Raw genomic sequence first — 13,142 nt, 5'->3', positions numbered from 1 at the left:
ACATTCTCTTTCATCATTATACGACACGTTTCTGTGCTATGATACTACACAGGCAAGAGAACAGCTGTTATCATTAACAAAATGTGGTATAGTCGGATTTAGAAACTTATAGATTTATAGGGGTGGAATATATGTCAAACGGAATGACGAATGAACCGAACAAACAGAATAAGAAGTTTTCAACAGGCGCCCTCGTCGGCGCATCAGCGATTGCACTTCTCATCGGTGTCGGCGGCACGTACGCGGCGACAAACGGCGGGTCTTCTGACAACTCTACAGTTGTTTCATTTGAAGGCGGCGAAGTGACGCGCGGCGAAATCGCCGACATGAGCTACGACCGCATGGTCCCACAACTTGCGTTCCAAGAAACGATGAACGAATTGCTTGAAAAAGAGTACGGCGATAAAGTCGAGCAAGAAAAAGTCGACGAAGAGTTCAGCAAGACCGAAGAGCAGTTCAACTCGAAAGAAGAGTTTGAGCAAGCGATTCAACAAGCCGGCATGACGAACACGGACGAGTTCAAAGAAGCGCTCCGCGGTCAAATGCTCGTCGATGCTGCGAAATCAGAACTCGTTGAAGTCACAGACGAAGATATCGAAGCACAGTTCGCGAAAGAAAACGTCGAAGTCAAGGCGAGCCATATCCTTGTCGAGACAGAAGAAGAAGCACAAGCGATTATTAAAGAATTGAACGACGGTGGCGACTTCGCTGACATCGCGAAAGAAAAATCGACAGACACAGGTTCTGGTGAAAAAGGTGGCGACCTCGGTTACTTCTCAGCCGGCGCCATGGTCCCTGAATTTGAAGAGTACGCGTTCCAAGAAGACGTCGTTGGCAAAGTTTCTGAGCCGGTTCAGTCACAGTTCGGCTTCCACGTCATCAAAGTCATGGACCGTAAAGAAAAAGACCTTAAACTCGAAGACGAGAAAGATCGCATCCGTGAAGCATTGGCGACTGAAAAAGCCGCTTCTGTCGACGCGAATAAGATCTATGCCGAGTTGATCGAGAAATATAACGTCGATGTGAAAGATGCGAAAGCATCGACACAGTTCGATGCCGTGAAAGACGCTCTCAAAGCGGAAAAAGAAGGTACAGAAGAAGCTCCAGCCGAGGAATCGACAGAGCAGCAATAAACAAAAGACGTCCCGCGGGACGTCTTTTTATATGCCTTCATAACTTCGGTTTATAGAACGCCCGGTTATCGAGCGCCATGATCCGTTCTGTGAACGTACCAGGTTCGACCCCTTCGAACGCCTTATCGAACATGTTCATCCGGGCATCGATGTTGTCGATGAAGAAGAGCATCTCGGCTTCCGGGAGCTGCGGCGCGTTCGCCGATCCCCATTCCGGTTTCCCGTGATGGCTGAGGACGAGGTGTTGGAGCAACGTCACGACTTCACGGTCGGTGCCGAGCTCGCGTGCCACGACTTCGATTTCAGATGCCATGAGCGACAAGTGCCCAAGCAGTTTGCCTTCGAGCGTATATTCCGGTGTGATTGCGTCCGACAACTCGATTACTTTCGCCAAGTCGTGGAGCACGACGCCTGCAACGAGCAAGTCCCGATTCAATTGCGGATAGAGGTCGCACATCGTGTCAGCCAGCTTCAGCATCGACAGGACGTGGAAGGCGAGTCCCGAATAGACCGCATGGTGATGGCGCACCGCTGCCGGATACGTGAAGTAAGCTTCCTCGTTCCGGTCGACAAGCGCCGTCACGAGTTGTTTCATCCCCACGTGCTCCATTGCCTCGATATAGCCGCGAATCCCTGTCTCGAGTTCTGACTTCGGCACTGGGGCCGAGCGCACGTATGGCGTGATGTCCGTCTCACCTTCGATGATGGAGATTTGTTTCAACTTCAACTGGGTCCGGCCACGGTAGTCCATCACTTCCCCGGAAGCATGGACAATTTTTTTCGTCGCATATTTGTCCGTATCGGCACTGTCCCATACTTTCGTCTCAATCTCTCCGCTCTCATCGCATAGGATGAGCGTCAAATATGGTTTGCCGTTCCCGGCGAGTCCTCGATACGATTGTTTAATCATCACATATTGGTTCAACGTGTCGCCCACTTTGAGCTGACCAATTTTAGTAGTCGTCAAAAAAAGCACCTCTCTTCTTGTCAGTACCTACATCTTAACGAAAGTTCAGGTCAGATGCCAACTTTCTAAGAAAAGCGGGAATACTTGAGAGAGAAGCATATTGGGGGAATGGAAGATGAATTGGAATTGGTATACACGACCAGAAGAAATTGTACATGTCGACAATCACTATGAGGAAGCGTACACGTATTGGCTCGAACAATTGACGACGGCGAAAGTCACAAAAATCATCGTCGAACGCGATTATATGTACGGATCGCTCACGCTCGATTATGAACAGTTGGAACGCGAACCACAAAAAATCGGGCACTATTTCGTGACCCGAGATTTCCTGTGGACAATCGGGTTTGATGAGCTATATTGCGAGACGGTCGCCGCGAAGCAGTATGACTCGCCAATCGAGGCATTCTATGACCTGCTCTCTGAAAAAATGGACTATTATTTCCACGGCATCGATGAGTATGAAGAACGCTTGATGATGACCCAACGCGAGATGAGCGGGCAAGTCCCTCCCGAATTTATGAATGAGATTTTCGGACTCCGCAGCGAGATTGAACGGTGGTCCGATACCGTTGTCCCATACCGTGAGTTGCTCATGGCCGGACGTGAGGCGTTCCTCGATATCGACTTGGACGAGTTGAACGCTTATCGACTTGCCACGTACCGGGTCGACCGGCTCTTGACGTTAATCGAACATTATCAAGCCGATGTCATCGCGTTAACCGACCTCGCCTCGACGCTGTCGAACTTTCGCGGTAACGAGATTATGAAGGCGTTGACCGTCTTCACGGCATTGACGACACCAGTCGTCGCCTTCGGTGCCATCTGGGGAATGAACTTCAAAGCGATGCCTGAACTGAAGTGGCCGCTCGGTTATCTGTTCGCCTGGATGATGATCATGCTCTTCACAGGCTTGGTCTATGCGTGGTTGAAACGGAAGAATTGGATTGGCTCGCTCTTACAGTTCCCGAATCAAGTCCACAATCAAAAACGTCTAGAAAAACAACGGAAAAAGAGAAAACAGTAAAAAAACGAACAAAAGTTCGGTATACTAAAAGGAGCAGCTGCCATAGAAAGGTGATGTACATGGAACGATTGATTATCCACGTTGATATGGACGCGTTTTACGCCTCGGTCGAACAGCGGGACCGTCCTGATTTACGTGATAAGCCTGTCATCGTCGGTGGCGCCCCCCACAGCCGTGGTGTGGTCGCCACCTGTTCGTATGAGGCGAGAAAATACGGGGTGCACAGCGCCATGTCGTCACGGCGTGCGTTTGCGCTCTGTCCTCAGGCGACGTTCGTCAAACCGCGCTTTCACGTTTATCGGCACGTCAGCCAACAAGTGATGGCGATTTTCAAGTCTATCACGCCGCTCGTTGAACCGCTCTCGCTCGACGAGGCCTATTTGGATGTGACCGAGAACACACTCATGAGCACGTCCGGCCCTTATATCGCGCGCTATATCCTCGGGGAAATCAAACGCCGGACGGGACTGACGGCCTCGGCCGGAGTCGCCCCGTCGAAGTTCGTGGCCAAGATCGCCTCAGGATTCAACAAACCGAACGGACTGACTGTCGTCGAAGCAGCCGATGTCGAGTCGTTCCTCGCCCCGCTCCCGATCACGACGATGCACGGGGTCGGTAAAGTGACGGCCCAAACACTGTTCAAGCACGGCTACCATACGATTGCCGATTTACAGCGTGCGCAACCTGAACAACTGAAGGCCATTTTCGGATTCGACCGCGGGAGCCAACTATATGAACTCGCGTCCGGTCGTGATAACCGTCCCGTCGTCCCGACGCGGGAACAAAAATCGATTGGCTCCGAGACGACGTTCGCGTTCGACCTCGATGACCCGGAAGAAGTGTATGAACGGGTCGTCCCGGAAATCGAAGACGTGCTCCATCAACTCGACCGACGCGAACTCAGTTGCCAGACGGTGACGATTAAAATCAAGACGAGCGAGTTCCAGGCCCGGAGCCACCAAATCAAACTGAACCATCCGACGCACGACCACGACGAGATTAAACGGCTCGCCCGCCGCCTGTTCGACGAGATGGCGATCACTGAACCGGTCCGCTTGATCGGGATGACGGTGTCCGATTTGATTCCCCGTACTGAGACGGCGCGTCAGCTCACGTTCGAGGAGCTGACGAAACCTTCGCTTGAATAATGAATGGTCATTCAGTACAATGGAAGTAAAGGGGGGCGAACGGATGGAACAGTATACGATCACAGCGTTCGAGAACGACGGCACGGTCGTCTTGAACGATTCATTTACTGCGGCAAGCAATGACGAGGCGAAAACGAAAGGACTCACGTTGCTTGAGGAAGCCGGGCACCTCCATAAAGGGGCCCGCATCGCACGTCGCGGCCAACTGATCTACTTCGAGCGCTGTAAACTGCCAGGAAAACTGAAAGGCACGGCCTCATAACAGAAGCGCCTCGGGAATCCCGAGGCGCTTGTTCATTCGCTATATTTGGCTTCCCACTCGCTGCGCCACTCCATGTAATCGGGATGCAGCTCTTCCACCGTCTTGCCGTCTAGCGAGTACGCACTGCCGACGAGCGGCTCGGCCGAATCCGGATATGACGTCCCGCCGATGATCTCGCCGTCCACCATCATGACCGAGACGTTCGTCTGGCCGAGTTCTGCAACATCATCGAGCGGATGGTCGCGGACGATAAAGTACTCATGTCGAATGTCACGTCCGATATAGTCATCCGGCGGCGGCGTCTGGACTTGCCACGTACTTTGCGTTGGCAACTCAAGCAGATCTTCCTTTTCAAAACTCGACGTTCTATTCCCTCTATAAGAGACGACGTCATAGCCTTGCTCCTCTAAGTACGCCTTGGCCACTTTGGCATCCGCCCCGAGCGTCGGTGCCGGCTGTTCGCTCTCATTCGAGCAGGCTGCAAGCAGCAGGGCACATACAATGATTCCGATTCGTTTCCACATCGTTTCTCCACCTCATTATTTAGCATTTTTTTACATATTAGGCAGATAAATCAACATGTCCTTCAAAACGGAAAGATGAGTAAGATCGTGAAAATCGCAATGACCGCTGTCACTACTTGCAACGGCAAGCCGACTTTGACGAAATCAAAGAAACGGTAGCCGCCGATTCCGAACACCATCGCATTCGTCGGCGAACCGAACGGGGTCATGAACGCGAGCGAGGCTGCAATCGCGACGGCGACGACGAATGGGACCGGACTCACTTGAAGTGCCGCGGCGAGTGATACGGCGAGCGGTGCGAACAAGACGGCCGTCGCCGTGTTCGAGATGATTTGACTGAGCGCCATCGTCGCGAGGAAGATGGCGACGAGCACCCAGACCGGTCCGGCTTGACCGAACGAGTCGCTGATCCACGTGACGAGCCAGGCCATAATCCCGGCATTGTCGAGTGCTTGACCGACGGGAATCATCGCGGCAATCAATAACAACGATGACCACTGAATCGAGTCATAGGCGACATCCATATGCCGCACGGCTCCGGTGAGCACCATGGCCAGTGCTGCGAGCCATACCGCCACGGTCGGGTCGACCCACTCGAAGACAAGGAGCGTGACCATCATGAGCATGATGAGACCCGCTGCCAGCTGATGACGCTCGGACACGGCCCGGTTCGCGACATCGGTCACCCGCTCATTGGCGAGCAACAGGGACGTCTCGTCCCCAGCTCGCTCTAAATCGCTCCACTCCCCTTGCGCGACGAGCATATCTCCGCGCTCGAGCGAAACATCTTTCAATCGCGTGATGGCAATCTCTTCGTTCGGACGGATGACTTGAAGCACGTTCAACCGATATTCGTTGCGCAAGTGACTATCCGATAAACAACGACCGACGAGCGGGCTATCCGTTGGGATGGTGAAGACGGCAACGCCGCTATCTTTCCCGTAGACGGCCTTCAAGTCGACGTGTTCCACCGTCACCCCTTCCCTTCCGGCAATTCGCCGGACATCCGCCTCTGCTCCGCTGACATACACTTGACCTTCAGTGAGACGCGTATCCGCACGTGCCGTGACAAAGCGGTGCGTCATGCCTTTTTGTTGTTCGCCGACGACGATTAGACCGTCTCGTGACCAATTGACGTCGCGGAGCGTCCGCCCGATTAAAGGGTGCCCTTTCGAAAGGGATAAGGCGAATAGGCTCACGTGCGGCACCGCCAAGCGTGGCATCGTCGCGGCGCGCACATCGCTCGTACCGAGCAATCGATTGCCGATGACGTAGAAATAGAACAGCCCGACGACTGCCATGACGAGCCCAATCGGTAAGAGCGCGAAAAAACCGAGCGTGCCAGCGGACGTGTTCCGTAACGTCTCAGCCGCCACCAGGTTCGGCGGCGTCCCAATCAGCGTCATCGTTCCGCCGATACTCGAGAAGAACGCGAGCGGCATCAACAGTTTGGCAGGACTCGTCCCCATCTGTCTCGACATGGCGAGGACGACCGGAATCAATAAGGCGACCGTCCCCGTATTCGACATGAGACTCGACAACAAGGTCACCGTGACCATCAAGACGAGAAAAAGACGCACCTCACTCCCTTTTGCGAACGGGATAAGCGCAGCACCTAACCGTTCGGCCAAACCTGTGTGAAATAGGCCGGCCCCCACAATGAACAGTCCGGCGATCATGAGCACGACCGAATTCGAAAAACCGGCCATCGCTTCGACCGGCGTCAATTGATTCGTCAAGACGAGCAACAAGAGACCGATGAGCGCAACCAAGTCGGCTCGGAGCCAGCCTCCAATAAACCCGATAATCATGATCGTTAAAATCACCAAGGTGACCATCACGTCCACCCTTCCTTGTGAAAGTTTCTACAAGCTTACTATACCACGCATCATGTAAGCGTTATCATAAAGTGGGTGACAATCTTGGCAACAAAAAAACGGATGGCTCGATTGCCATCCGCATCACGTCTTATTGAACTTCGTGATCATTGACCATTGGAGCGTAAAGCTCTTCAAGTGGCTTCATGATGATTTTCGTCACTTCTGTGACGAGTTGATGCATGCGTTGCTCTTCTTGCATGAGCTCCATGATCAATTCGTTCTGTTGAACGCCCATCATTTTCGTTTGCGCGTCCATCATCTCTTGTTCAGAGATTTCTTCGCCTTGCATCTGCTTCTGTTGAAGGGTCATTTGGATGTCACGGAAGTCAGCGAATAACTGGTTCGCTTCTGCATCCGCATTGACACGGTCGTATAGTGAAGAGAGATTTGTGAACTCCTCAGAATCGCGAAGTGCTTTTTCCAATTGGTAAGCATGATCGTACAAGTTTGTTTGTGACATGTGACGTCCTCCTAAATACTATTAGGGCGTGCCTCTTAAATGATGGCAATCAACCCTTGAATCAACCCAATCATACCACCTAACAAGGCGCCAAGCCATGTTATTGCCCGGAACTCTCGTTTCGAGATCGAGAGAACAATCTCTTCGAGGTACGATGTATCGAGCGAGCTCACCTGCTCTTGCACGATTTGGTCAATTTTGAGGCGGTCCATGATCGTCTCCATTTGATCCGTGAAGCGCGTAATGACGAGTCGTACTCCAGCCGGGACGAGCTCGTCGACGACGCGGTCTTCAATGTCCCGTGTGTACGAGTGGACCGTTCGATCGAGCAACTCCCCGACCGGCAAGCGCGAGACGACTTCCGTCGTCACACCGTCAATCAACCGTTCCTCTAGACGGTCGTCAAGCAACGTATCGACCGACCGTTCGCTGAACCGTTCGAACTCACGTGTAATCATTTCCGCCATACCCGATCGCGTCGAGCCGCCGCGGAGGATATTGATAATCTCCGGTCGAATCATCTCGACAAAATTCAAGTTCTGGACGAAACCGGCGATGAATCCAAGTCGACGCTGGACGAACGAGTCGACCATGTGTCGAAGTTGGGCCTCACCCTCGACGGAATAGAAATACTCCTCCGACTTGACGAGCAAGGTATCGACAATCTCCGGAATGATGCCCCGGACGCGGTCCATGCCGTCTTCACCGAGAATCTCATACAGTTTACGCGACTTCACATCTGCGAGGACGAGCCGGAGCTCTTGGCGGAGCTTCGTGTCCGCTTCTGCCAAGACACGAGTCTCGGCATCCGGATAAAGTGGTTCGATGAGCGATCGAATCGTCTGATCCGAGCGCAGCATCGTCCGCACCTCACCTTGGACGTAATACGTGATGTGGCCACCGACCTGTTCATCGAGCAGGCGCTTACGCATCCCTTCCGGGGTCAACAAGTGTTTGACGACGGTCTTACCGAGGCTCGTCGCCAACTCATCGCGCCGTTTCGGGATCAAGCCTGGCGTGAACGGGACGCGCATGTTCCCAATATATTTAGGGTGATGGGGCCGGAATAACATTTTGATGGCGAGGAAGTTGGTCACTCCCCCGATTGTCGCACCGATGGCGATCATAATGAATACTTTGACTAGACTCTCCAAACTGTCTGCCTCCGATCTGAAATATGATACATTTATTGAAGAGGTGATTGTGTTGACTACGTTTGAACGAATTAAATCGATTTTCCCGATGGCTGTCCATCGGTCCGAAGAAGCGTCCAGTGACGTTCGCTGGTATCAAGCCCAGGACGGCACGGTCTTCGGTCTCCCTAAACTGGAGCTGACGGAGCGTGAGCGACAGCTGCTTGAATGGTTCGCCACCCCACTCCTGACAAGACTCGACCCACGACAAGCCAAATGGCAGGACCGTCTACTCACCGATGCGTACCGGTTCGACCGGCCGTTCCGTCTCATGTCGCTCGTCCTGCATTATCAAGACCCTGAGGCACTCGAACAATTTTTAGACGTGTTAGCTGACTTTATGCCTGAAGCAGAGATTGTTCTCATGACCCGGTCTCACGTTGAAATCATTGAGACCGATCAGTTCGTCGAGCTGACCGAGTTCGAAGACGTCTTGCGGGCGATCGCGAGCGATTGTTACGTCGAGGCGCATGTCGTCTATAGCGCACGTCCGCTCGGTGACCTTGCGCCACTTTATCACCAGCATCAGGCGCTACTCCCACTCGCCAAGCTCTCTACTAAAGCTTACCCTGCTAGTCAATTATTATACCATTATTTACTACAACGCCATGAGACTTTTGATGTACGTCCCCGTCTGACGGCCCCTGTCGTCGCGTCACTCGATAAGACGACGATCGATTTATTGGAGGCGTTGTTCGCCCACTCGTTGAACGTATCGCACACGGCCAAGGCGTTATTCATGCATCGAAATACGCTCAACTATCGGCTCGATCGGCTCTACGAAGCGACCGGTTATGACGCTAGGCAGTTCTACGATGCCGGTCTGCTCCAATTGATTGTCACGTTGCACAAATCTGAGTAATCGTTTTTGTGCAACGTGTACATATTCGATGCAAGCGGTTTCATCGTATAATCAGTCTTGTAAGCGCTATTATACAAGAACAGATTCCCAGGAGGCTAACGACATGGCAGAAATTCAATTAAATCACATTGATAAAATATACGATGGTGGTGACTCGAAGGCAGTCAGCGATTTCAACTTGCACATCAAAGACCGCGAATTCATCGTCTTCGTCGGACCTTCAGGTTGTGGTAAATCGACGACGCTCCGTATGATCGCAGGACTCGAAGAAATCTCGAGCGGCGACTTCATCATCGACGGCAAGCGCATGAACGACGTCGCACCGAAAGACCGCGACATCGCCATGGTCTTCCAAAACTATGCACTTTACCCGCACATGAGTGTTTATGACAACATGGCGTTCGGTTTGAAACTTCGCAAGTTCCCGAAAGATGAAATCGACCGTCGCGTCCAAGATGCGGCCCGTATCCTCGGACTTGAAGAATACCTTCAACGTAAGCCGAAAGCACTCTCTGGTGGTCAGCGTCAACGTGTCGCCATCGGCCGTGCCATCGTTCGTGATGCCAAAGTGTTCTTGATGGATGAGCCGCTCTCAAACTTAGATGCCAAGCTTCGCGTTCAAATGCGTAAGGAAATCATCCAGTTGCACAACCGTCTCGACACGACGACGATTTACGTTACCCATGACCAAACGGAAGCGATGACACTCGCGACTCGGATCGTCATCATGAAAGACGGAATCATCCAACAAGTCGGTTCGCCAAAAGAAGTATACGAAAACCCAGACAACATCTTCGTAGCCGGCTTCATCGGATCACCTTCGATGAACTTCTTCCGCGGAAAATTGGCTGATGGGAAGTTCCTCGTCGGCGGCGAAGAAATCAACGTCCCTGAAGGCAAAATGAAAGGTCTTCGTGACCGCGGTTACGTCGGCAAAGAACTCGTGCTCGGAATCCGTCCAGAATCGATTCACGATGAGCCAATCTACATCGACTCGCCAACGACGCACACGTTCCGCACGCACATCGACGTTGCCGAGCTCATGGGCGCTGAGTCGTACTTGTACGCTGAACTCGGTGGCCACCAGTTCACGGCACGGATCGATGGACGTTCGAACATCCACATGGGTGACGATGTCACACTCGCACTCGATATGACGAAAGCTCACTTCTTCGACACGGAGACAGAACTCGTCATCCGTTAAGCACTACGATATGTTGAAGTGAACCGTATACATACGGTTCACTTCTTTTTTATTTCATACTATTCCATAGGCGTTTACACTGCGTGAATTATTCCTTTATAGTCTTTATAAGGACTCTGATTTGCTTAGAAAGGAAACCATTTATGAATTATTTAAAAGATCGAGATGTGCTATTGGTGACAATTCACCAAAAAGAAAAAGTTATCAAACCTCTCCTTGAGGACGCATTCGGATGCAACGTACACGTGAGTCCGCTCGACACTGATCAATTCGGAACATTCACACGGGAAATCAGTCGAAAACAATCTCAATTTGATACAGCAAGAAAAAAAGCGACTAGGGGTCTGGAACTGACCAATCATCATGTTGGGGTAGCGAGCGAAGGCACATTCGGATTCCATCCTCTCGCGCCCATTCCTTGGAATACTGAACTGGTATTACTGCAAGATGACGAATTAGAGCTTGAATTACATGGTTATTATGAAGGACTCGACACAAACTTCAGTCATACAATCGTTCAAGATTACCCTTCTGCACTGCAGTTTGTTAATAAAGTTGGTTTTCCAGATCATCATGTGATTCTCCGATCAGATGATGAACATTCATCCATTATGCTAAAAGACATCACCAGTGAATCGCTATTAAAAGAAGCTTTTACATACTGTTTTAATAAGTCAACGAATCGACAGGTCTTTATCGAGACAGACATGCGGGCGTATGCCAACCCAACTCGAATGAAAAATATTGAGAGCGCGACGAGGCAACTCATTGAACAGGCAAACTCACTCTGCCCATCCTGTGGCACACCGGGCTTCCGTATCGTCCGCAAAGTACCTGGTCAATTATGCGAGCAATGTCATACTCCCACAAAACAAATAATGCAACATGTTTATGCCTGCTCGACTTGTAAGTATCAACAAACCGAATATCTTGGAGATTTATACACATCTCCAAGATATTGTGATGTGTGTAATCCCTAATAAAAAAAGCAGCCTGCTATCTCCCCATAAGGAGAAATCATGGCTGCTTTTTTGGTTAACGAATCGCGTAGCGACGTTCAAGCCGATGCTGTCCTGCTTGGATGAGCGTCGATAAAATCCAATAGATCGACGCCGAGAACAAGAGGAGCGGCATGACGAGATACGTCGTCGCTGCGATTTGGTCCGAGACGTATGTCAACTCCTGCACCGCGATGACCGACCCGAGCGACGTTGATTTGATGATATCGATCACCGAGTTCGACACTGGTGGGATCGCACGCGACAGCGCCTGTGGGAAGATGATGTCTTTAAAGCGCTTCGCACGCGGAATGCCGAGGGCGACACTTGCCTCGACTTGCCCTTGATCGACCGAATTGATGGCTGCCCGGAACGCTTCCGAGATATAGGCCGCAAAGTGAAGGCCTAACCCGAAGATGAGTGCTTGCATTCCGCTCAACTGGACGAATCCGGTCAAACCGACGTACAGGATGAGAAGTTGCAAGAGAAGTGGCGTCCCCCGGAAGAATGAGATATACGTCCGGGTAAATAAACGCAACACTTTAACTGGGCTGCTATGCAGTAACGCAATGATCAGACCGAGCACCAAGGCGAGGATAATCGACAGGATACTGGCGATCAGCGTCAATTGTACGGCTTCGATATAGGCCGAACGGTTCTCGATGACGGTCGTGATCAGTTCACTCATTGACTGATGTCCTCACCGAAGTACTTCTCACCGATCTCAGCCATCGTGCCGTCTTCTTGCATCTCAGCTAACGCGTCGTCCAACTTGTCGAGCACGTCTGAGTCTTGACGCGTCATGTAGCCCGCTTCACTCTTATTGAAGACGTCTCCGACCGCTTTCACGTCGTAACCTGTCTTCTCAAGCTCCGTCAAGATGAAGAGACGGTCGTTGAGTGCCGCATCGAGACGTCCGACTTGAAGGTCTTGGAGCACTTGGTTCGCGCCTTTGTAGAACTTCACTTCAGCACCGGCTTCTTCAGCGAGCTGCGCGTAGACTGAACCTTGTGTCGAGCCGACGACTTTGCCGTCGAGGTCATCGATGCCTTGAATGTCTTCGTTGTCCGAAGCGACGATGACTTGCGCACCTGATACCGCGTACGGAGTTGAGAACGCGTATTTCTCTTCACGTTCTGGCGTGATACTCATTTGGTTGGCAATCATGTCGATGCGTTCTGCGTCGAGGGCCGGTACGAGTCCTTTGAAGTCCATCGGCTCGTATTCGACCGTGTAACCGGCACGCTCGGCCGCTTCGTTCAATACGTCGATGTCATACCCTGTGATTTCACCTTTGTCTTTGTACGTGAATGGCGGGTACGTCGCTTCTGTCCCGACTGTGATGACGGCTTCTTCTGAGCCGCTGTCTGTCTCTGTCCCGCAAGCCGCGAGCACCCCGAACGATGCTCCGATTGCAAGTACTGCTGTTAATGATTTTTTCATGGTAATTTCCGCCTTCCTGATAATCCGTATATGATTACATG

14 protein-coding genes are annotated in these 13,142 nt (G+C 51.8%); 7 read left to right on the top strand and 7 right to left on the bottom strand.

Annotation, left to right across the window (positions count from 1 at the left end):
• The first annotated feature begins 131 nt into the window (after positions 1 to 131).
• Complete coding sequence (locus KNP67_RS00225) at positions 132 to 1,133, top strand: peptidylprolyl isomerase (RefSeq protein WP_058765782.1); 1,002 nt, start codon at positions 132 to 134, stop codon at positions 1,131 to 1,133.
• A 37-nt stretch (positions 1,134 to 1,170) separates the two neighbouring features.
• On the opposite strand, the gene KNP67_RS00220 is transcribed toward KNP67_RS00225, so the two are convergent.
• On the bottom strand, positions 1,171 to 2,043 hold the full coding sequence (locus KNP67_RS00220; RefSeq protein WP_214755938.1) for an HD domain-containing protein: 873 nt from the start codon (positions 2,041 to 2,043) through the stop codon (positions 1,171 to 1,173).
• Between the two features lie 172 nt (positions 2,044 to 2,215).
• Between KNP67_RS00220 and KNP67_RS00215 the strand changes: the two genes are divergently transcribed.
• From KNP67_RS00215 to KNP67_RS00205, 3 genes are read left to right on the top strand one after another with little or no spacing between them, the layout of a single operon-like run.
• Complete coding sequence (locus tag KNP67_RS00215) at positions 2,216 to 3,127, top strand: magnesium transporter CorA family protein (protein WP_214755683.1); 912 nt, start codon at positions 2,216 to 2,218, stop codon at positions 3,125 to 3,127.
• Between the two features lie 59 nt (positions 3,128 to 3,186).
• Entirely contained in the window at positions 3,187 to 4,275 is a 1,089-nt protein-coding gene (gene dinB / locus KNP67_RS00210; protein ID WP_251128724.1) for a DNA polymerase IV, read from the top strand.
• Between the two features lie 43 nt (positions 4,276 to 4,318).
• Positions 4,319 to 4,537, top strand: coding sequence for a YhzD family protein (locus KNP67_RS00205; protein ID WP_214755682.1), 219 nt, complete (start codon positions 4,319 to 4,321; stop codon positions 4,535 to 4,537).
• Between the two features lie 32 nt (positions 4,538 to 4,569).
• Here the strand turns inward: KNP67_RS00205 and KNP67_RS00200 are convergent, their stop codons facing one another.
• From KNP67_RS00200 to KNP67_RS00185, 4 genes are all read right to left on the bottom strand, one after another.
• A complete protein-coding gene (locus KNP67_RS00200; protein ID WP_214755681.1) occupies positions 4,570 to 5,061 on the bottom strand; it encodes a hypothetical protein in 492 nt (163 codons plus the stop codon).
• Positions 5,062 to 5,123: 62 nt separating this feature from the next.
• Entirely contained in the window at positions 5,124 to 6,899 is a 1,776-nt protein-coding gene (locus KNP67_RS00195) for an SLC13 family permease (protein WP_251130769.1), read from the bottom strand.
• Between the two features lie 130 nt (positions 6,900 to 7,029).
• Entirely contained in the window at positions 7,030 to 7,401 is a 372-nt protein-coding gene (locus tag KNP67_RS00190) for a YlbF/YmcA family competence regulator (RefSeq protein ID WP_021066724.1), read from the bottom strand.
• A gap of 35 nt (positions 7,402 to 7,436) precedes the next feature.
• Positions 7,437 to 8,528, bottom strand: a complete 1,092-nt coding sequence (locus tag KNP67_RS00185) for a DUF445 domain-containing protein (protein ID WP_214755936.1) — start codon at positions 8,526 to 8,528, stop codon at positions 7,437 to 7,439.
• A 76-nt stretch (positions 8,529 to 8,604) separates the two neighbouring features.
• Here KNP67_RS00185 and KNP67_RS00180 point away from each other — a divergent pair, with 76 nt between their 5' ends.
• The 3 genes from KNP67_RS00180 (at position 8,605) to KNP67_RS00170 (ending at position 11,640) form a co-directional block, all read left to right on the top strand.
• Entirely contained in the window at positions 8,605 to 9,456 is an 852-nt protein-coding gene (locus tag KNP67_RS00180; RefSeq protein WP_214755679.1) for a PucR family transcriptional regulator, read from the top strand.
• Positions 9,457 to 9,559: 103 nt separating this feature from the next.
• On the top strand, positions 9,560 to 10,660 hold the full coding sequence (locus KNP67_RS00175; RefSeq protein WP_021066727.1) for an ABC transporter ATP-binding protein: 1,101 nt from the start codon (positions 9,560 to 9,562) through the stop codon (positions 10,658 to 10,660).
• A gap of 143 nt (positions 10,661 to 10,803) precedes the next feature.
• On the top strand, positions 10,804 to 11,640 hold the full coding sequence (locus KNP67_RS00170; RefSeq protein WP_029595988.1) for a DUF6671 family protein: 837 nt from the start codon (positions 10,804 to 10,806) through the stop codon (positions 11,638 to 11,640).
• A gap of 55 nt (positions 11,641 to 11,695) precedes the next feature.
• Here KNP67_RS00170 and KNP67_RS00165 read toward each other — a convergent pair whose 3' ends face one another.
• Together KNP67_RS00165 and KNP67_RS00160 are read right to left on the bottom strand one after the other, a co-directional pair.
• Positions 11,696 to 12,346 (bottom strand): amino acid ABC transporter permease, encoded by a 651-nt coding sequence (locus tag KNP67_RS00165; RefSeq protein ID WP_214755678.1) that lies wholly within the window; start codon positions 12,344 to 12,346, stop codon positions 11,696 to 11,698.
• Positions 12,343 to 13,101, bottom strand: coding sequence for a transporter substrate-binding domain-containing protein (locus KNP67_RS00160; protein WP_029595989.1), 759 nt, complete (start codon positions 13,099 to 13,101; stop codon positions 12,343 to 12,345). Before KNP67_RS00160 ends, KNP67_RS00165 begins: the two co-directional genes overlap by 4 nt.
• Positions 13,102 to 13,142: the final 41 nt, after the last annotated feature.

It is taken from the genome of Exiguobacterium sp. s157 (assembly GCF_018618205.1).
Classification (GTDB): domain Bacteria; phylum Bacillota; class Bacilli; order Exiguobacteriales; family Exiguobacteriaceae; genus Exiguobacterium; species Exiguobacterium chiriqhucha.
The sequence above is the reverse complement of the archived record's forward strand: the minus strand, read 5'-3'. Positions and strand labels throughout refer to the sequence as shown.

What these genes read in the sequence shown, in the direction of transcription:
- KNP67_RS00170 (WP_029595988.1), top strand. Translation starts at nt 10,804, where the DNA reads ATGAATTATTTAAAAGATCGAGATGTGCTATTGGTGACAATTCACCAA.
- KNP67_RS00215 (WP_214755683.1), top strand. Translation starts at nt 2,216, where the DNA reads ATGAATTGGAATTGGTATACACGACCAGAAGAAATTGTACATGTCGAC.
- KNP67_RS00175 (WP_021066727.1), top strand. Translation starts at nt 9,560, where the DNA reads ATGGCAGAAATTCAATTAAATCACATTGATAAAATATACGATGGTGGT.
- KNP67_RS00195 (WP_251130769.1), bottom strand. Translation starts at nt 6,899, where the DNA reads ATGGTCACCTTGGTGATTTTAACGATCATGATTATCGGGTTTATTGGA.
- KNP67_RS00205 (WP_214755682.1), top strand. Translation starts at nt 4,319, where the DNA reads ATGGAACAGTATACGATCACAGCGTTCGAGAACGACGGCACGGTCGTC.
- KNP67_RS00220 (WP_214755938.1), bottom strand. Translation starts at nt 2,043, where the DNA reads ATGATTAAACAATCGTATCGAGGACTCGCCGGGAACGGCAAACCATAT.
- dinB (WP_251128724.1), top strand. Translation starts at nt 3,187, where the DNA reads ATGGAACGATTGATTATCCACGTTGATATGGACGCGTTTTACGCCTCG.
- KNP67_RS00185 (WP_214755936.1), bottom strand. Translation starts at nt 8,528, where the DNA reads ATGATCGCCATCGGTGCGACAATCGGGGGAGTGACCAACTTCCTCGCC.
- KNP67_RS00160 (WP_029595989.1), bottom strand. Translation starts at nt 13,101, where the DNA reads ATGAAAAAATCATTAACAGCAGTACTTGCAATCGGAGCATCGTTCGGG.
- KNP67_RS00165 (WP_214755678.1), bottom strand. Translation starts at nt 12,346, where the DNA reads ATGAGTGAACTGATCACGACCGTCATCGAGAACCGTTCGGCCTATATC.
- KNP67_RS00190 (WP_021066724.1), bottom strand. Translation starts at nt 7,401, where the DNA reads ATGTCACAAACAAACTTGTACGATCATGCTTACCAATTGGAAAAAGCA.
- KNP67_RS00225 (WP_058765782.1), top strand. Translation starts at nt 132, where the DNA reads ATGTCAAACGGAATGACGAATGAACCGAACAAACAGAATAAGAAGTTT.
- KNP67_RS00200 (WP_214755681.1), bottom strand. Translation starts at nt 5,061, where the DNA reads ATGTGGAAACGAATCGGAATCATTGTATGTGCCCTGCTGCTTGCAGCC.